The 18,281-nt window shown below is 41.9% G+C and carries 16 protein-coding genes; 9 read left to right on the top strand and 7 right to left on the bottom strand.

Translation table 11 applies throughout. The annotated features are described in order from the left end of the window. Positions 1–15: 15 nt before the first annotated feature. The 4 genes from Q0E19_RS03025 to pdxS all read right to left on the bottom strand — a co-directional run bounded on the left by Q0E19_RS03025 (position 16) and on the right by pdxS (position 4,216). A complete protein-coding gene (locus tag Q0E19_RS03025; protein ID WP_294407266.1) occupies positions 16–1,134 on the bottom strand; it encodes a metallophosphoesterase in 1,119 nt (372 codons plus the stop codon). A 12-nt stretch (positions 1,135–1,146) separates the two neighbouring features. Then, positions 1,147–2,478, bottom strand: a complete 1,332-nt coding sequence (locus Q0E19_RS03030; RefSeq protein WP_294407268.1) for an MATE family efflux transporter — start codon at positions 2,476–2,478, stop codon at positions 1,147–1,149. 294 nt (positions 2,479–2,772) lie between these two features. Beyond that, positions 2,773–3,339 carry a pyridoxal 5'-phosphate synthase glutaminase subunit PdxT gene (gene pdxT, locus Q0E19_RS03035; RefSeq protein WP_294407270.1) on the bottom strand — a complete coding sequence of 189 codons (567 nt, stop codon included), beginning with the start codon at positions 3,337–3,339 and terminating at the stop codon, positions 2,773–2,775. A 1-nt stretch (position 3,340) separates the two neighbouring features. Beyond that, positions 3,341–4,216, bottom strand: a complete 876-nt coding sequence (pdxS, locus tag Q0E19_RS03040; RefSeq protein WP_294407272.1) for a pyridoxal 5'-phosphate synthase lyase subunit PdxS — start codon at positions 4,214–4,216, stop codon at positions 3,341–3,343. A gap of 570 nt (positions 4,217–4,786) precedes the next feature. Between pdxS and Q0E19_RS03045 the strand changes: the two genes are divergently transcribed. The 5 genes from Q0E19_RS03045 to Q0E19_RS03065 all read left to right on the top strand — a co-directional run bounded on the left by Q0E19_RS03045 (position 4,787) and on the right by Q0E19_RS03065 (position 8,745). Further along, positions 4,787–5,995 (top strand): RtcB family protein, encoded by a 1,209-nt coding sequence (locus Q0E19_RS03045; RefSeq protein ID WP_294407274.1) that lies wholly within the window; start codon positions 4,787–4,789, stop codon positions 5,993–5,995. Between the two features lies 1 nt (position 5,996). Next, the gene (locus tag Q0E19_RS03050) at positions 5,997–6,194 is read left to right on the top strand and encodes a hypothetical protein (RefSeq protein ID WP_294407278.1); all 198 of its coding nucleotides are present in this window, start codon (positions 5,997–5,999) and stop codon (positions 6,192–6,194) included. Positions 6,195–6,328: 134 nt separating this feature from the next. Further along, the gene (locus tag Q0E19_RS03055; protein WP_294407280.1) at positions 6,329–7,084 is read left to right on the top strand and encodes a tRNA threonylcarbamoyladenosine dehydratase; all 756 of its coding nucleotides are present in this window, start codon (positions 6,329–6,331) and stop codon (positions 7,082–7,084) included. Positions 7,085–7,233: 149 nt separating this feature from the next. Then, positions 7,234–8,007: a sulfite exporter TauE/SafE family protein gene (locus Q0E19_RS03060; protein WP_365904566.1), complete on the top strand. Its 774-nt coding sequence runs from the start codon at positions 7,234–7,236 to the stop codon at positions 8,005–8,007. Between the two features lie 108 nt (positions 8,008–8,115). After that, positions 8,116–8,745: a sugar O-acetyltransferase gene (locus tag Q0E19_RS03065; RefSeq protein ID WP_294407285.1), complete on the top strand. Its 630-nt coding sequence runs from the start codon at positions 8,116–8,118 to the stop codon at positions 8,743–8,745. Positions 8,746–8,845: 100 nt separating this feature from the next. Here Q0E19_RS03065 and Q0E19_RS03070 read toward each other — a convergent pair whose 3' ends face one another. Next, positions 8,846–11,206, bottom strand: a complete 2,361-nt coding sequence (locus Q0E19_RS03070) for a phosphoketolase family protein (RefSeq protein WP_294407287.1) — start codon at positions 11,204–11,206, stop codon at positions 8,846–8,848. Positions 11,207–11,509: 303 nt separating this feature from the next. Between Q0E19_RS03070 and Q0E19_RS03075 the strand changes: the two genes are divergently transcribed. Next, on the top strand, positions 11,510–12,853 hold the full coding sequence (locus Q0E19_RS03075) for an MATE family efflux transporter (protein ID WP_294407289.1): 1,344 nt from the start codon (positions 11,510–11,512) through the stop codon (positions 12,851–12,853). 5 nt (positions 12,854–12,858) lie between these two features. On the opposite strand, the gene Q0E19_RS03080 is transcribed toward Q0E19_RS03075, so the two are convergent. Together Q0E19_RS03080 and Q0E19_RS03085 are read right to left on the bottom strand one after the other, a co-directional pair. Then, positions 12,859–13,728 carry a radical SAM protein gene (locus tag Q0E19_RS03080; protein ID WP_294407291.1) on the bottom strand — a complete coding sequence of 290 codons (870 nt, stop codon included), beginning with the start codon at positions 13,726–13,728 and terminating at the stop codon, positions 12,859–12,861. Between the two features lie 311 nt (positions 13,729–14,039). Continuing rightward, positions 14,040–14,690, bottom strand: coding sequence for a hypothetical protein (locus tag Q0E19_RS03085; protein ID WP_294407293.1), 651 nt, complete (start codon positions 14,688–14,690; stop codon positions 14,040–14,042). 190 nt (positions 14,691–14,880) lie between these two features. Here Q0E19_RS03085 and Q0E19_RS03090 point away from each other — a divergent pair, with 190 nt between their 5' ends. From Q0E19_RS03090 to Q0E19_RS03100, 3 genes are all read left to right on the top strand, one after another. Then, on the top strand, positions 14,881–16,368 hold the full coding sequence (locus Q0E19_RS03090) for a sodium-dependent transporter (protein WP_294407297.1): 1,488 nt from the start codon (positions 14,881–14,883) through the stop codon (positions 16,366–16,368). Between the two features lie 125 nt (positions 16,369–16,493). Beyond that, positions 16,494–17,063, top strand: a complete 570-nt coding sequence (locus Q0E19_RS03095; RefSeq protein WP_294407299.1) for a sigma-70 family RNA polymerase sigma factor — start codon at positions 16,494–16,496, stop codon at positions 17,061–17,063. 58 nt (positions 17,064–17,121) lie between these two features. Further along, positions 17,122–18,270: a hypothetical protein gene (locus Q0E19_RS03100; RefSeq protein ID WP_294407302.1), complete on the top strand. Its 1,149-nt coding sequence runs from the start codon at positions 17,122–17,124 to the stop codon at positions 18,268–18,270. Positions 18,271–18,281 lie beyond the last annotated feature (11 nt).

Consider the following 18,281-nt stretch of genomic DNA (forward strand, 5'->3'; position numbering starts at 1 on the left):
CTCATTTTAATATCATTAATTTTCGGATATGTCGATAACAACATATTCAGATTTGCAGCCTGTCTTGAACTTTATCGCCCAGTCTGATATGCCGGAAGTAACGATGAAGTTTGAATTTTCACGCTTTTCATAGCCGTATGTTCTGTCATTGCTGCTTACCAGAGTACCGATAAGATTTATCGGTATAAGCTGTCCGCCGTGAGTGTGACCCGAAAGCACAAGGTCTGCGCCCACCGCAGCCTGAGCGTCATAATCGCATGGCTGGTGATCCATAACGATAGTGAACTTGTCCTTGTCAAGATCCTTCATAAGCTCTTCCATTGACGCTCTGCCGTTGCCGTTTTCGACCTCTTCCGAAAGATCCTGTCTGCCGACTATGTAAAAACGATCGTCAATAAGAACGCTCTGATCCTGAAGAACGGTTACATTGTTCTTTTTAAGTTCTGCAATAAGATCATCACCGCTGTATCCTCTGTAATCTGCGCCGTAATATCCCTTATCGTGGTTTCCGAATGAGAAATATACTCCGTATTTTGTTTTGAGCGTACCGAGAGCCTTGCAGGAAAGTATCATATTTTCCTTTGTGGTGTCATCGTCTACGAAATCTCCCGTTATAAGCACAACGTCGGGTTCAAGCTTCTGTATCTCCTTGATATGTTCAGCAAAGCCGTTTCCGTCAAATGTTGTTCCCACATGGGAGTCTGCTATCTGAACTATCTTTATGTTGCCCACAGCCTTGTCCGTTTTTATGGAGTAATCCGTTTCCCATACATTGTATGCAAGATACCAGCCGACAGAAAGATATATTATGGTAGTTCCCAAGGCAAAAAAACCTCTGAGATCACGCTTGAACTCTTTTTTGCCGGCCTTTTTTATAATAAAGAACACCAGATCGAATATGAGCCAGAATATCACAAGATGAAGTATGCATATTATGGCATTTACTGAGCCTATCAGCAGCCATATCACCGCCGCCACAGCAGCAGTCAGAATAGCACTGAACAGATATCCAAGTTTTTTGCTGTCCTTTGAAAGCTTTTTAATAAAGCCGAATTTTGATATCTTGTTTATGAGATATATAACGGCAGCTCCAAAGCCCAGAATTACCAGTATGAAAATTATTGCCCAAAGCATTTTTTATCCTCCTTAACAGTATTTGTACTTTTTCCTGTATACCACAAACATAATGGCAGTAACTATCAGCGTCAGTCCCTCCGCCGCAACAACTGCGAACCATATGCCGTTTACACCGAACATAATAGGCAGAATGAATACCGCTGCGATCTGGAATAAAAATGTACGCAGGAATGATATTGCCGCTGATACCGCTCCGTTGCCAAGTCCTGTGAAAAAGGCAGAACCGAAAATGTTAAATCCGCTGATAATAAATGAAATGGCATAAGCTCTTAATGCATATGAAGTCATATCGCAAAGCTCAGCGTCATAGCCTACGAATATTTTTGCCATAACGTCCGTCAGTATTTCCGACAGCAGGGTAGCGATTATGCCCGATATAAGCATTATAAAAAGACTTTTTTTGAGTATGCCTTTAAGTTCGTCTGTGTTGTCTGCTCCGTAATGATATCCCACAACAGGTGCAGCGCCCACAGAATAACCCATTGATATTGCAAGGAAAACATAGCTTACATACATTATAACTCCGTATGCCGCAACGCCGTTTTCACCTGCCAGACGCAAAAGCTGGAAGTTATACAGCATAGCAACAATGGAAGTAGAAATGTTCGTTACCATTTCTGAAGAGCCGTTTGAGCATACCTTTCCCAGCGCCCGCCAGTCGGGTTTGAATTTTGTGAAATAAAGCGCAGAACTTCTTTTCTTCAAAAAGTATACAAGGGGTATTATTCCGCCGACCGACCAGCTCATAGCCGTTGCCGCAGCAGCTCCTGCAATGCCCCATTTCATAACATAGACAAAAAGAAAATCGAATACCACATTTGTAATGCCTGCAATAACTGAGATAAGAAGTCCGAATTTAGGCTTTTCCGCCGTGACCATAAGGCTTTGAAAAGCGTTGAACAGCATATTCAGCGGTGTAAAGCATATAAGTATCCTGCCGTAAAGTATGCCGTAGTGAGCAAGTTCGCCTTTCGCTCCCACCAGATCGGCTATCTGTTCCATAAAAATAAACATAACAGCCGACGCAATTACTCCGAAAACAAAAAGCAGAACAGTTATGAAGGTAAAAACCTCCCTTGCTTTCTGCTCATCGTTTTTGCCCATCATAAAAGAAATAAGTGCGCTGCCGCCTGCACCTATCATAAATCCGAATGACGCAACGACGACAAGTATGGGGATAATGAGATTGATTGCCGCAAAAGCATTCTTTCCTGCAAAATTCGACACAAAAAATCCGTCAATCACACCGTATATCATTGTGACCAGCATCATTACTATGCTCGGCAGCACGAACCTCAGCAGTTTTTTATATGTGAAATGATCTGACAAACGTATTTCCAAAATTATTTTCTCTACTCCTGTTTTTGTATTATCTTGTATTATATAGTAATTAAAATGGTTTACTTATAAGGGGTATTATAATCCTTGCCGAACATATTGTCAAGGCGGACATAAGAATTTTCGTATGTTTTTAATTTATATTTAATATAGCAATACTAATATTCTGCTCAATATTTTTAATTATATAAATACAGCATTGAATATCGGATAATAGCAGTATTTCTTTAAAAGCAAAAGCAGGTATGATAAATCTCACACCTGCTTTTATATAAAATTTTCTTTTGTTTACTTCCTTTAAGCTTTGCCGATCATATCAAGAAAATACTGATGAACATAATTATCATCATTAAGTTCCGGATGAAAAGCCGCTGCAAGCTGATTTTCATATCTTGCGGCAACTATATGACCGCCTGTTTCAGCAAGTATCTGACAGCTGCCTTCGTCGCTTATGTAAGGCGCACGGATAAATGTCATCGGTATCTCTCTGCCGTCAAAATCCGCCTTTGTGAAAAAGCTGCCAAGCTGACGGCCGTATGCATTCCTGCGGACAGTCATAGGCATTGTGCCGAAATAGCTGCGGCTGTCGTTCTCAGTTTTTTCTGCCAGAAGTATCATTCCCGCACAAGTTCCAAAAACGGGCATACCGTCCTCGATAAGCTTTTTTATAGGTTCAAAAAGGTCAAGTTCTCTTAAAAGCTTGCCCTGAACGGTGCTTTCTCCGCCGGGGATAATAAGTCCGTTCATCTTTCTGTCAAGATCTTTAAGCTGCCTTATCTCAAAGCTTTCCGCTCCAAGCTCTGAAAGCTTCTTTATATGCTCAGCAAAAGCACCCTGAAGTGCAAGTACGCCGATAACAGCCATTTTACTTACCTCTTTCAGCCATAAGCAGTGCGATCTCCTGCTCGTTTATACCTACCATAGCCTCGCCGAGATCCTCTGAAAGTTCAGCAAGAAGAGCAGCGTCATTGTAGTTTGTTACAGCCTTTACGATAGCCTGAGCTCTCTTTTCAGGATTGCCTGACTTGAAGATACCGGAGCCTACGAATACGCCCTCTGCGCCAAGCTGCATCATAAGAGCTGCGTCAGCAGGAGTTGCAACTCCGCCTGCGGCAAAGTTTACAACAGGGAGCTTTCCGTTTTCAGCAACGTACTGGACCAGCTCGTATGGGACCTGAAGAACCTTTGCAGCCTCATAAAGCTCGTCCTTAGACATTGAAGTAAGTCTTCTGATCTCGCTCTGCATCATTCTCATATGACGTACAGCCTGAACAACGTCGCCTGTACCTGGCTCTCCCTTTGTTCTTATCATAGATGCGCCCTCGTTTATTCTTCTGAGAGCCTCGCCGAGATCCTTTGCGCCGCAAACGAAAGGTACGTCGAACTGTCTTTTGTCAATGTGGTACTTGTCATCAGCAGGGGAAAGAACTTCTGACTCGTCAATGTAGTCTATCTCGATAGCCTGAAGTATCTGCGCTTCAGCAAAATGACCAATACGGCACTTTGCCATAACAGGGATAGAAACTGCTTCCTGAATGCCCTTTATCATCTTAGGGTCGCTCATTCTTGAAACGCCGCCTGCTGCACGGATATCAGCAGGGATCCTCTCAAGTGCCATAACAGCACAAGCACCTGCAGCCTCAGCTATCTTAGCCTGTTCAGGAGTTGTAACGTCCATGATAACTCCGCCCTTTAACATCTGAGCGAGATTTTTGTTAAGTTCAAATCTTTCGTTTGCCATTTTATATCAGTTCCTTTCAGATATTTTTTACTGTATCAAAATTATACTCCCATTTTATCGTATTTTCAAATTAGAGAAAACTTAGATTTTTATACTGCGTTTTATTGATACAGCACAAACTACAACCACTTTATATTATAGAAATCAAGCAGTTTATACAATGCTTTTTGCCTGCATTTTTGCTCAAAAATCGCATATGTAAAATCTGCACAAATTAATCATATATGAATGGTATGCTTTTTGATGCATTAGTAGAAAATCAATATTACGATCAAAATTTTCATAGCAGAACAAATAGTTTTTCTGTGCCGATAAAAAAATGCTTGACAAAATTTGCTTTGTGTATTATAATAAGTAAAATTCTAAGAAAGGACGGTGGATCTCATGCGTAAAATTTCAAGCATCAAGTATAATATAATATCGTATAGTTGTCAGCAGAAGGTTTGCCGTTTCGGAAAACGTTGATCCATAATTTTTTTCGGATATCATCGGACGTTTCTTTTGTTGTGAAACGTCCTTTTTTGCGTCCGAACGGCAGACAAAATTTTAAAATTATAAGGAGATCAACTTATGTTAGAATTAAGAGGAAAATTTAACAGCGCAAAGGTCTTTACTGACATTATAGACGAGGGCGCTGTATCACAGATAATGACCATGCTGGATCAGGAATTTGTTCAGGGTCAGAAAATACGCATAATGCCTGACGTACACGCAGGCGCAGGCTGTACTATCGGCACAACTATGACTATAACCGATAAAGCTGTGCCAAATCTTGTTGGCGTTGACATAGGCTGTGGAATGGAAACTGTTAAGCTTAAAGAAAAGCATATCGAAGTCCAGCAGCTTGATAAGCTTATATACCGCTCTGTTCCCTCAGGCTTTGCCATAAGGAAAAAGCCGCACAGATATGTGAGCAGGATAGATCTTACAAAGCTTTTCTGCTATGATAAGATAAACGCCCAGCGGGCAGAGCTGAGCGTAGGCACTCTGGGCGGCGGAAACCATTTTATTGAAGCGGATAAGGGTTCTGACGGCTCTGTGTATATCGTTGTTCATTCGGGTTCACGTCATCTCGGTACGGAGGTAGCGAAGTATTATCAGAACGAGGCTTACAGCCGTCTTAACGGATCTTCACAAAAGGAAGTAGATCAGCTTAGCGCAGAGCTTAAAGCGCAGGGCAGACAGAACAAGATACAGCATGAGATAAAAAAGCTTGTAAACACAAAGCGCACAGGTGTAAGAAAAGATCTTGCCTATGCTGAGGGTGAGCTTTTTGAACAGTATATACACGATATGAAGATAGTGCAGGAGTTCGCTATGCTTAACCGCCATGCCATTATGGACGAGATAATAAAGGGTATGGGACTTCATGTAAAGGAGCAATTCACAACTATCCACAATTATATCGACACAGATAATATGATACTGAGAAAGGGGGCGGTTTCCGCACAGAAAGGCGAAAAGCTTATAATCCCGATCAATATGCGTGACGGAAGTCTTATCTGTATCGGAAAGGGAAATGAGGACTGGAATTTTTCCGCACCTCACGGCGCAGGCAGACTTTTTTCACGTTCAGCCGCAAAGGAGAACTTTACTGTATCTGAATTCAAAAAGCAGATGAAGGGCGTATATACCACCTCTGTAAATGCAGGAACTCTTGACGAAAGCCCTATGGCTTATAAAAATATGGACGATATAGTAAGCAATATCGGAGACACCGCTGAGATCATTGATATCATCAAACCTGTATACAATTTCAAAGCAGGGGAGGAGGACTGATATGGAAGGTGAAAAGAAGAAGTTTATCCCCTATGAAAAACTCAGCAAAAAGGAACAGCGGAAAATTGACCTTATCAGACGTGGCAGCTGGCATGGCGTAGATCCTGCCACAAAGGTCATACCCAGTGAAAAGCTGAAAGCGTATAACAGAAAGCAGAAACATAAAAAGGATCTGCGGCTTTTATCTGACAGCGAATAAGGTCAGAGCAGACAGAGATGACGGAAAAACAAAATATTCATTTAACATTTTGTTTTAGTCCTTGAAATTTCGGCTGATCTGTGGTATCATACTATTTGTATTGTTTTACTATGATTACTTTGGGAGTGTTGAATATGCTTAATCAATTTTCAAGGACCGAGCTGCTTTTCGGCAAAGAGGCTATGGAAAAGCTTGAAGGCAGCAGAGTTGCTGTTTTCGGTATCGGCGGAGTAGGCGGATATGCAGTAGAGGCTCTTGCACGCAGCGGAGTGGGAGAGCTTGATCTTATAGATGACGACAAGGTCTGTCTTACAAACATTAACCGTCAGATAATCGCAACACGCAGCACAGTAGGAAAATATAAGGTCGATGTTGCCGAGCAGCGTGTAAAGGATATAAACCCGAATATAAAGGTCAATACTTATAAATGTTTCTATATGCCAGATACGGCAGACCAGTTTGATTTTACGCAGTATGATTATGTTATAGACGCTATCGACACCGTAACAGGAAAGCTTGAGCTGATAAAACGTGCCGAGGCTGTAAATGTGCCGATAATCTCTTCTATGGGCGCAGGAAACAAGCTTGATCCGACAGCTTTCAAGGTCGCAGATATTTACAGCACATCTGTATGCCCACTGGCAAAGGTAATGCGCCGAGAGCTGAGAAAGCTTGGCATAAAGAAGCTTAAGGTGGTTTATTCTGAGGAGATGCCTATCAGACCTATCGAGGATATGGCTATATCCTGCCGTCAGCACTGCATATGCCCTCCGGGTACGGCGAGAAAATGCACAGCTAGAAGAGATATACCTGGTTCAACTGCATTCGTTCCATCTGTTGTTGGACTTATTGTGGCGGGCGAGGTAATAAAGGATCTGGCAAAGAAATAACTTTTAATAGTAAAAGCTGTAAAATTATTTGACTTTATGTAACTATTTTATTTTTCGTATTGCAAATCAGAAAGTTTTGTGCTAATATTATAAGACAGCATAGGCGTTTTAAGGCCTTTGCTGTCTTATTTATTTTAAAGGAGAATAAAATTATGTTTAATATAATCATCTGCATTATAGCAGGTCTGGACGCAGGACTTGGAACAGGTTTTGCAGGCATGAGTGCAGCAGCGGTAATAAGTCCTATGCTCATAACTTTCCTCGGTATCGAGCCGTATCAGGCTGTGGGAATAGCTTTGGCGAGTGATGTGCTTGCCAGCGCAGCCTCTGCCTATACATACGCTAAAAATAAAAATCTTGATATACGCAACGGACTTATTATGATGGCGGCTGTGCTGTGTTTTACCCTTTTCGGCAGCTATATAGCAAGCATAGTCCCTGGTGCGACCATGGGCAGCTTTTCTACATTTATGACTTTGCTGCTTGGTGTGAAGTTTATCGTCAAGCCGGTTATGGAGCCTAAAGCACGTTTTGAAAATGCCACCGCAAAGCAAAAGGCAGTACGTTCCCTGCTGTGCGGAGCAATGGTAGGTTTTATCTGCGGTTTTATCGGTGCAGGCGGCGGAATGATGATGCTGTTGGTGCTGACTTCCGTTCTCGGATATGAGCTTAAAACAGCAGTAGGCACAAGCGTTTTCATAATGGCTGCAACAGCTTTAACAGGTTCAGTAAGCCATTTCGCTATCGGTGGTATGCCTGATCTTACGGCGCTGATAATTTGTGTGGCAAGCACCCTTGTGTTTGCGCTTATAGCCTCAACCATAGCAAATAAGGTGTCTGCAAAGACTCTTAACCGTGCAACGGGAGTAGTTCTTGTTATACTCGGTGTGGTAATACTTGCGGTAAATATTATTTCAAAGTAACATTTATTTTACGATTATCAGTATTGAAAATCGAATAACAGAGTGATATAATATGGGCAATACCGATAAAAAACGGCAGCCCATATTTTTTTGTTAGAGGTGTAAATTATGAAAAGTATAAAAAATGAAGAGCTTTTGCACGGAGAAGATATATACGATCCGGGGGATAAAGATCTTATTTCTGAACAGGCAAAATGCCTTGAAAAACTGTATGATTTCAACCATACCCGTCCCTCAGAGGGCGAAAAGAGAACACAGCTGCTTAAAGAAATGTTTGCTGAGGTAGGTGAGTGCTGCTATATCGAGCCGCCTTTTTATGCAAACTGGGGCGGCAGACACGTACATTTCGGAGATCACGTTTATGCAAATTTCTGTCTGACCTGTGTTGATGATACACATATCTATGTTGGCGACAATACGATGTTCGGACCAAATGTTACCTTAGCGTCTGCTAATCATCCTATCCTGCCGCAGCTTAGATTAAAGGCTTTGCAGTATAATCTTCCTGTACGCATAGGCAAAAACTGCTGGCTCGGTGCAGGCACAGTAGTTGTTCCGGGAGTGACTATCGGGGATAATTCCGTTATCGGAGCAGGCAGCGTTGTTGTAAAGGATATCCCTGCAAATTCTGTTGCAGTTGGAAACCCATGCAGGGTAATAAGAGAGATAAGCGACCGTGACAGAGAATATTATTACAGAGATCGTAAAATAAACTGGGATAAGGTCAGCAAGCTTTAAAGCTGCAAATAATTTTTATAGCATAAGCAAAACGGGACTTCCGATATATTTCGGAGATCCCGTTTCTGGTATATTTATATATTCGTGAATACGTCAGGTATTATATATCCCATTTCCAATCTCTGATCTCAGGCATATCAAGACCATACTCAGCAATATACTGCTTGTGTTCAACAAGCTTGTCCTGCATGAGCTGGTGGAGATAAGCACCTGTGTTTCCGAGTTGCGGAAGTCTTTTGATGATCTCCATAACAAGGTGGAAACGGTCTATCTCGTTCTGAACTCTCATATCGAACGGAGTTGTGATAGTACCCTCTTCATTATAGCCGCATACATAAAGATTGCGGTTATGACGGTGATAGAGCAGCTCATGGATAAGTGTCGGATAGCCGTGGAATGCGAATACGATAGGCTTATCCTTTGTGAAGAGTGCGTCGAAATCAGCGTCGGAAAGTCCGTGAGGATGCTTTGACTGCGGCTGAAGCTTGAACAGGTCAACAACGTTGATAAATCTGATCTTTACGTCAGGCAGATTCTTTCTGAGGATTGTAACAGCAGCAAGAGCCTCCAGAGTAGGAGTGTCGCCGCAGCAGGCAAGAACTACGTCAGGCTCCTGTCCCTGATCGTTTGATGCCCATTCCCAGATACCGATACCCTGTGTGCAGTGCTTTACAGCCTGTTCCATAGTGAGCCACTGCTGCCTTGGGTGCTTTGAAGTTACCATTACGTTTACATAGTTCTTTGAACGTATGCAGTGATCGAAGCATGACAGCAGGCAGTTTGTGTCAGGCGGGAGATACATTCTTACAACGTCTGCTTTCTTGTTTGCAACGTGATCGAGGAATCCAGGATCCTGATGAGTAAATCCGTTGTGATCCTGCTGCCATACGTTTGAAGAAAGGATATAGTTGAGAGATGCGATCTTCTGACGCCAAGGGAGCTGTGATGTTACCTTGAGCCACTTTGCGTGCTGTGAGAACATTGAGTCAACTATTCTGATGAATGCCTCGTAGCTTGCGAAGAATCCGTGACGGCCTGTGAGCAGATAGCCTTCCAGCCAGCCTTCACACATATGCTCGGAGAGCATTGAGTCCATAACTCTTCCGTCTGATGCGAGGAACTCGTCATTGTCGATCTTGTCAGCGTTCCAATCTCTGTTGGTAGCCTCGAATACCTTGCCAAGACGGTTGGACATAGTTTCGTCAGGTCCGAAGATACGGAAGTTTTTGCTCTCTTCATTGAGCTTGAAAATATCTCTTACAAAACCGCCCAGCTCGATCATATCCTGTGCCTCAACTGCGCCTGGAGCAGGAACGTCGATGCCGTACTTTCTGAAGTCAGGAAGTCTGAGATCTCTCAGCAGAAGTCCGCCGTTTGCGTGTGGGTTTGCGCCCATTCTTCTGTCGCCTGTCGGAGCAAGTTCTTCAAGTTCAGGGATAAGTCTGCCCTCTTCTGTGAATAGCTTTTCAGGGTGATAACTTCTGAGCCAGTCCTCCAGCATTTTGAGATGCTCAGGAGCCTCCATTGTCATAGGGACCTGATGCGCTCTAAAAGTGCCTTCGATCTGCTTTCCGTCAACTACCTTAGGACCTGTCCAGCCCTTTGGTGAACGGAAGATTATCATAGGCCACATTGGTCTTTCAGTAACGCCGTTTTCTCTTGCGTTTTTCTGTATAGTTTTTATCTCTTCGATAACAGTGTCAAGTGTTTCAGCCATAAGCTTGTGCATTGTCATAGGATCGTCGCCCTCGACAAAGTAAGGCTTCCAGCCGCAACCCTCAAAGAAACTCTTTATCTCATCATGTGAGATTCTTGAGAAAACAGTAGGGTTGGATATCTTGTAACCGTTAAGGTGGAGAATAGGAAGTACGGCTCCGTCAGTCTTAGGATTCAGGAACTTGTTTGAATGCCAAGCTGTTGCGAGAGGACCTGTTTCAGCCTCACCGTCGCCGACAACGCAGGTCGTGATAAGGTCAGGGTTGTCAAATACAGCGCCGAATGAGTGAGCGAGTGAATATCCAAGCTCACCGCCCTCGTTGATAGAACCCGGTGTTTCAGGAGCAACGTGTGAAGAGATTCCGCCTGGGAAAGAGAACTGCTTGAACAGCTTCTGCATACCCTCAACATCTCTTGAAATATTCGGATAAACCTCAGAATATGAACCTTCAAGGTATGTATTTGCTACCATGAAGTTTCCTCCGTGACCAGGGCCGGAAATATAGATCATATCGAGATCGTATTTTTTGATAACACGGTTAAGGTGTACATAAATGAAGTTCTGTCCCGGAACTGTACCCCAGTGACCAACGATTTTCTTCTTGACGTGATCCATAGTGAGCGGCTCACGAAGAAGAGGATTGTCAAGCAGATAGAGCTGACCTGCGGAAAGATAGTTGGCAGCGTCCCAGTATCTGTTCATTTTCTCCAGAAGCTCAGGAGAAATGTTTTTTGTGTCTGACATTGCAATACCTCCATATACATTTTTCAGTATGGTTGAAAACAGTAAACGTTTTCATTAAAAATTATATCACAGGGTTCAAATTTTTGCAAGAAAAGAATATGAAACTAATTTAGAATTTTATACTAAATTACTTATCTTTCATAGCATATATAAATTTATATATGGCGCTTGTGCTTTACATAAAATGCGTCAGAAAATATATCGTATTTGTTCACGATTGATACATTGAAATAGAGGAACTTGTGTGGTAATATTTATTTCGCAAATAATATCAGTAAAAATGTAAAAACGGAGGTATTCTAAATGGCAAGCTCAAAGGAAATGGATCTTACTGTGGGCAGCCCTTTCAGCTGTCTTGTGAAATTTTCCATACCTGTTATTCTGGGCAATATATTTCAGCTTTTCTATACTCTTGCCGATTCTGTTGTAGTTGGAAAAACGCTTGGCGAAAACGCATTGGCGGCGGTAGGTTCGACAAGCATAATAATATATTTTGTTTTCTGTTTTATCAACGGCTTTACAGGCGGTTTCGGCATATGTTTAGGGCAAAGCTTTGGCGCAAAGGACGAAAAAGGTATGCGAAAAAGTATAGCTGCGTCGGCTTTGCTGAGCGTATCGTTTACCGTATTGCTTACGCTGGTCTGCTGCCTGCTTTCGCACCCCATACTGAACTGGATGCATATACCGAAAGATATTTACGATCAGGCTTACGATTATATGTTTGCCGTACTTCTTGGAACAGCGGCAACTGTTTTCTATAATATGATATCAAACATTCTCCGAGCCTTGGGCGACAGCAGAACGCCGCTTTACTTTCTTGTATTTTCATCTGTGCTGAACATATTCCTCGATATCCTTTTCATTGTACCATTGCATATGGGAGTTGCAGGAGCGGCATGGGCAACAGTCCTGTCGCAGTTCATATCGGGACTGCTAAGTCTGATAGTAGGTCTGAGATCATTTTCCGTACTGCATATTACAAAGAATGATTTCAAAGACCTTGGCGGTACTATCAAAAGTCATCTCGCAACAGGTTTTCCTATGGGATTTCAGATGTCCGTTATGTGTATAGGTCAGCTTGCTATGCAGGCGGCTGTAAATTCCCTTGGAACAGCGGCGGTAGCAGGGTATACCGCTGCCACAAAAGCGGATCAGGTATCTGTCCTTGTGAACAATGCGATGATGACGGCTATATCAAATTATGTTGCACAGAATTACGGCGCAGGACTTAAAGACCGTATCCGTTCGGGAGTTCGTGCCTGCCTTTTACAGACAGAACTGCTTAATGTAATAATGTGCGCAGGTATCCTTCTGCTGCGTCACCCGATAGTCAGACTTTTTCTTGACGACCCCAGCCAGCAGATATATCATTATTCCGACGGCTATCTTATTGGCGTTGCGCCTTTTTATGTTGTGCTTGGTCTGCTGGCAGTTTACCGCACATCTATTCAGAGTATGCAAAACAGCGCTGTACCATTTGCTGCCTGCATGATAGAGCTTGTAATGCGTATTGCCGCAACTGTTTGGCTGTCCGCAATAATAGGCTATAAGGCAGTTTGTATCGCCAGCCCGCTTGCTTGGATAGGTGCGTGTGCGCTGCTTATACCTGTTTATTACCATATGATGAGGCGTTCTGATCTTGCCTGAGAATACTACATATCGAAAAAACTAAGCTGATCTTTGTTTTCATCAAATTCTTTTATATATGAAAATACTTCGTCAGGCTTGTATAAAACATTATGCTTTCTGCATTCCTCAGTAAATATCCGCATAAGTCTGTCATTATTGTCGCTGGTGCAGATGTATGAATCTCCGTATCTGCGTACATATTTTTCTTTTAAACCGTGAAAATGCCTGTCCAGATTTTCATAAAAATACTCCCTGTCACCCTCACGGAGCGTTACGCCGAAATCAAAGCATACTATCCCTTTTACGCCTGCGTCAAAGCAGTAATCAAGGATACGGCGGAGATTTTCCTCGGTGTCATTTATAAATGGAAGTATAGGTGTGAGCCATACGACGGTTGGTATACTGCGTTTCTGAAACTCTTTAAGAACTTCATAACGTCTTGCTGTGGTGCAGACATTCGGCTCTATTATTCTGCAAAGCTCTTCATCGGCGGTGGTGAGCGTCATTTGTATGACGGCTTTAGCTTTGCTGTTTATCCGTTCTATCAGGTCAATATCACGCATTATCCTGTCCGATTTTGTTATAAGAGATGCACCGAAGGAATATTTCTCGATAAGCTCAAGACTTTTGTGGGTAGATCTTACTGTAAGTTCTGCCTGCATATACGGATCGCACATTGAACCCATACCTATCATACATCTGCTGCGCTTGCGTTTTAGTGCCTGTTCAAGCAATTCAACAGCGTTTTCCTTGACCTCGATATCTTCAAAGTCATGCTCTATGTGATAGCATTTTGAGCGGCTGTCACAGTAAATGCAGCCGTGCGTACAGCCACGGTAAAGGTTCATTCCGTTCTTAGCTGAAAGAATTCCCTTGACTTTAGTGAAATGCATTTTTATCTCCTTATAATATAATGTCAATACAAATATAGCACATTTGTTCTTACTTGTCAATGCAAATCAGAACGAATGTGCTTTTTATTTCTATGAGTATTTTGATTTTCTGGAATTTTGAAGAAGTCCTCAAGTGTATTACCTTCGCTTATTGATTTCTGTAAAGCTGCTATTTGAGTTTCTGCATCCTCTATTGAAATTTTTGCCGGTAGTTCAAAAACTTGAGTGCTAGTTTTGCTACTATTCCACCAATTACTAATTCCATTTGGTATATTTTTTAAAGAATCTAATGTCTGGTGTTTTGTGAGAATTTAACCAAATAGAAAAAGAATATATGATGGAAGCTCAATTATTTCTATATTAAGCCTAGTATACGAATCTTCTTCCGGAAAATCTATCCTATCTGTGTCATTTTGATACTGACTCAGTGTATTAAGTTGTTCTTTATAATAACTTTTACATATATTATTTGAATTATCCACATCATCAAAAGTTTCAAATTTTACAATTTTTTTAGATGCATTTGCAGAACCAAAGTATCCCTCGTCATCTTCGTAAAAATCTTTATTCGTTATATTACATTTTAAATATAAGGTATCATCATTTGTTCTGCATTCCGTTGAATTTTTGAAAAATGGATTTGTAGAATAATATTGCGAAAAAATACATGCTGATTCTTGTGATTGATAATAGACATAACTGTAATTATTAAATGACGTAGAATCTGCATAATAACTTTTAACACCTATTAATTTATAAATATTATAATTATAATCACTATATTCTAATATTTTTTGTGAATCATAATAGATATTCAATAATGCCCATTGATCGTCATTGAGTATGGCTCTTGCAATTTGTTTCCTAAAAACGAAAAATCCTCCGACTACCACCAACACAATCGCCAACACAACAATTACGATCTTCTGCCACTTCTTCAGCTTCTTAACTTTCTCTCCCATATTTCTCTCCCTTTCTTGACAAAGTATGCATATTGTGGTTTGCATTAAATATTTATAATCAGAAGTATAACACATTTGACTAAGATTGTCAAATTAGGAACTTATAAACTATTTCGAGATTTTGGAATTGACAAAACACAAAAGTTAATATATAATAATCATTGTATATTTTTTTTAGGAGAATAATTTAATGGAACAAACAACAAAAAACAGAGCGACCTTTCATTCAAGGCTGGGCTTTATCTTAGTGTCGGCAGGCTGCGCAATAGGATTGGGAAACGTCTGGAAGTTCCCATACGTCTGCGGTCAGAACGGCGGCGGAGCTTTTCTTGTGCTTTATCTGCTTTGCCTTGTGCTGCTGGGACTGCCTATACTGATATGTGAGTTTGCTATCGGACGTGGAAGCAGCCGAAGCCTTTCTCAGGCATTTAACCGTCTTGAAAAGAAGGGCAGCCGTTTTCATATGACAAAATACACGAGCATAGCAGGAAACTATCTTCTGATGATGTTCTATACCATGGTAACAGGCTGGATGCTGTATTATGCGTTCCGCTATGCCACAGGTTCGATAGACGGTTCAAGCACAGAGGCAACAGCCGCAGCGTTTACCCAGATGCAGCAGTCGCCGGGACTTATGCTTATATTTGCGGCGGCAGTTATAGTCCTCTGCATTGGCGTATGTGCACTGGGACTTCAGAACGGTATCGAAAAGATAACAAAAGTTATGATGATACTCCTTATGGCGCTTATGGTGGTGCTGGCGGTAAACTCGATACGTCTGAAAGGCGCAGGCGAGGGACTTAAATTTTACCTTGTGCCTGACTTTGACAGGCTTTTTGAAAAAGGTGTCACATCGGTGCTTTTTGCTGCTATGACGCAGGCTTTCTTTACCCTAAGCATTGGTATCGGCACAATGGAGATATTCGGCAGCTATCTTAAAAAAGACCGCACACTTATAGGCGAGTCTGTAAATGTCATTATCCTTGATACCGCTGTGGCGATAGTAGCGGGACTTATAATTATCCCTGCCTGCTTTGCATATGGTATACAGCCTGATTCAGGACCGTCGCTGCTATTCATAACCCTCCCGAACGTTTTTCATCATATGGGTTCAAGCAATGTATGGGGCAGCTGTTTCTTTATGTTTATGTCCTTTGCAGCACTTTCAACTGTCATAGCTGTTTTTGAGAACATCATCACCATGACCGTAGAGCTTGGCGGTTGGAGCAGAAAGAGATCGCTTATAGTGAACCTTGTGCTTATTCTTGTCCTTTCAGTACCTGCAATACTAGGATTCAGTGTGCTTTCGGGAGTTCATCCTCTCGGTGAGGGTACTACCATAATGGATTTTGAAGATTTTCTTGTATCGTCAAATCTTCTTCCGCTCGGCTCGCTTGTCGGAGTTCTTTTCTGTGTCAGAAAGAACGGCTGGGGCTGGGATAACTTTATAAAAGAGGCTAATGCGGGAGTAGGAAAGCATATACCTGACGGTCTGCGTGGATATATGACCTATGCAGTTCCGCTGCTCATATGTGTTATCTATCTCAAAGGATATTATGATACCTTTTCACAGAGAAGTCTGCCTGAACTTTGTTTCTGGATGACCGTTGCAGTACTGCTGCTGGCCTTGGTTTTGTGGGCATCTTTCACACAGAGCAAGAAACCTCAGGAAAACTGATAGTTGTATCAAACCTGCGTTATTTTTGATAAAGTAGCGCAGGTTTATAATTTTGCAAAACCTTTTTGTATAAAAAGTCGTCTGTATATATGAAAGGACTTTCAAAGATCAATGGGGGTGATCGGGTGGACAAGATCAGCGACGGCGATATTGTTCAGCTGTATTTTGACAGGAATGAAACAGCTCTGCTCCGTTCGCAGGAGAAATACGGAGCTTACTGCTACTCGGTAGGGTACAATATTTTGTACAGTAATGAGGACGCTGAGGAGTGTGTGAATGAAACATGGCTGAAGGCATGGAATTCTATACCGCCTAAAAATCCTGTCAAACTCGGTGCTTTTCTGGGTAAGATCACCCGCTGTATAGCTCTGGACAGATATAAAAGCAGCAAGCGTCAGAAACGTGGCGGCGGAGAAATTGAACTTGTCCTCCACGAACTTGACGAATGCATACCCGACCGCTCGGATACGGAGGAGCAGACGGATATGAACTTTCTGCGTGAGATAATAGACAAATTCCTGCTGGAGCTTTCACAAAAGGACAAGGCTGTTTTCGTGGCAAGATATTATTACGCAAAGCCTATAAAAGAGATATCGCAGCAGTACGGACTTAATATCAACACAGTAAAATCAAGCCTTTTAAGGAGCAGACAGAAAATGAAAAGAGTCCTCGAATCTGAAAAGATCGGGATATAACAAAACAAAAAATTCAATATCCGAAGTGAAATAAGTTATGAAAGAAAGGAGCGGTATTATGAGATCGGAAGATATTTTTGAGGCTATGGGAGATATAGATGAAAAGATCATAGCCGAATGTGACAGCTATTCTGCAAAAAAGGCGGCTGTATCCGTAAAAGGGAAGTGGATAACGGCAGCGGCTGCCTGCGTTTGTATTGCCGCTGCGGCGACAGCATTTGTTATGCTTAACGGCAAAACTCCGCAGACAGAAAAAACGGCAGGCTGTACAAACAGCAGCACGTCAGATACTTCAACGCAGGAATACGGCGGAAAAGACAGCAGTTATGAGTTAATAGCTAACGAAGAGGACACCGGTATGTCATCGGAAACGGCATCTGAGGATCATTCAACTGATGTGGGAAAAAACAGTAATACATCTCAAAAAAATTCAGATGACAGTGAAGAGTATGAAGTTGATACTGCCTTGGTGGAGCATTGGGAAGATATGACCATAACTGAACAGTACAGCAATTTTCAGCTCGATTCAAAAGAATATTTTGTCAGTGGCAAGCCGCTTGACAGCAGCACACAGGTAGGCGAAAGTCTTGGCAGCATTACTGTGGAAGGTTATGATTATTACACAGAAGAAACGCATAGGATAAATGCAGAATTATTTGCTGTAAATAATATGTCTGACAATTTTGCTGCGGCGATAAAATATGAGGGTACAGAGGAATATTATTTCTGCGAAAACATTGACTATGTTCCGCAGGATATAGAGAGTTTTCTTGCTGATACAGATCTGAAAAATTTAATCACTATAAAGAACGTAAGTCACTTTTATTCCCTAGAGGACGAAGAGATGTTTATTACCGACACATATGAGATAAGTGACAGCGGAAAGTTTTTTGATATTCTGTTTTCTGACATAGGTGGCGTCAGAAGTGAGCATAAGGAAGAGTTCTACTGGGATTATGAGCTGGATATAGACAGTGACCTGCTTAGAGGTACTATCGGCTTTACTGAGGACGGATATATAAATACAAATATCGCTATGACAGGTGCATCGTTTTATGTTGGCACAGATAAGATAAACGCTATCGTTCAGTATCTTGAACAGAATTGCAGCAAGTCAACGGAAGAAGAACCGTTTTATGATGACGCACAGTATGATATTGATGAAGCGCCTTCATCTGCTAACACATCAGCTTATACACCAGAATAACAGCTGTACGA

It is taken from the genome of uncultured Ruminococcus sp. (genome assembly GCF_934476685.1).
Classification (GTDB): domain Bacteria; phylum Bacillota; class Clostridia; order Oscillospirales; family Ruminococcaceae; genus Hominimerdicola.

What these genes read in the sequence shown, in the direction of transcription:
- Q0E19_RS03025 (WP_294407266.1), bottom strand. Translation starts at nt 1,134, where the DNA reads ATGCTTTGGGCAATAATTTTCATACTGGTAATTCTGGGCTTTGGAGCT.
- pdxT (WP_294407270.1), bottom strand. Translation starts at nt 3,339, where the DNA reads ATGGCTGTTATCGGCGTACTTGCACTTCAGGGTGCTTTTGCTGAGCAT.
- pdxS (WP_294407272.1), bottom strand. Translation starts at nt 4,216, where the DNA reads ATGGCAAACGAAAGATTTGAACTTAACAAAAATCTCGCTCAGATGTTA.
- Q0E19_RS03045 (WP_294407274.1), top strand. Translation starts at nt 4,787, where the DNA reads ATGTTAGAATTAAGAGGAAAATTTAACAGCGCAAAGGTCTTTACTGAC.
- Q0E19_RS03050 (WP_294407278.1), top strand. Translation starts at nt 5,997, where the DNA reads ATGGAAGGTGAAAAGAAGAAGTTTATCCCCTATGAAAAACTCAGCAAA.
- Q0E19_RS03055 (WP_294407280.1), top strand. Translation starts at nt 6,329, where the DNA reads ATGCTTAATCAATTTTCAAGGACCGAGCTGCTTTTCGGCAAAGAGGCT.
- Q0E19_RS03065 (WP_294407285.1), top strand. Translation starts at nt 8,116, where the DNA reads ATGAAAAGTATAAAAAATGAAGAGCTTTTGCACGGAGAAGATATATAC.
- Q0E19_RS03070 (WP_294407287.1), bottom strand. Translation starts at nt 11,206, where the DNA reads ATGTCAGACACAAAAAACATTTCTCCTGAGCTTCTGGAGAAAATGAAC.
- Q0E19_RS03075 (WP_294407289.1), top strand. Translation starts at nt 11,510, where the DNA reads ATGGCAAGCTCAAAGGAAATGGATCTTACTGTGGGCAGCCCTTTCAGC.
- Q0E19_RS03080 (WP_294407291.1), bottom strand. Translation starts at nt 13,728, where the DNA reads ATGCATTTCACTAAAGTCAAGGGAATTCTTTCAGCTAAGAACGGAATG.
- Q0E19_RS03085 (WP_294407293.1), bottom strand. Translation starts at nt 14,690, where the DNA reads ATGGGAGAGAAAGTTAAGAAGCTGAAGAAGTGGCAGAAGATCGTAATT.
- Q0E19_RS03090 (WP_294407297.1), top strand. Translation starts at nt 14,881, where the DNA reads ATGGAACAAACAACAAAAAACAGAGCGACCTTTCATTCAAGGCTGGGC.
- Q0E19_RS03100 (WP_294407302.1), top strand. Translation starts at nt 17,122, where the DNA reads ATGAGATCGGAAGATATTTTTGAGGCTATGGGAGATATAGATGAAAAG.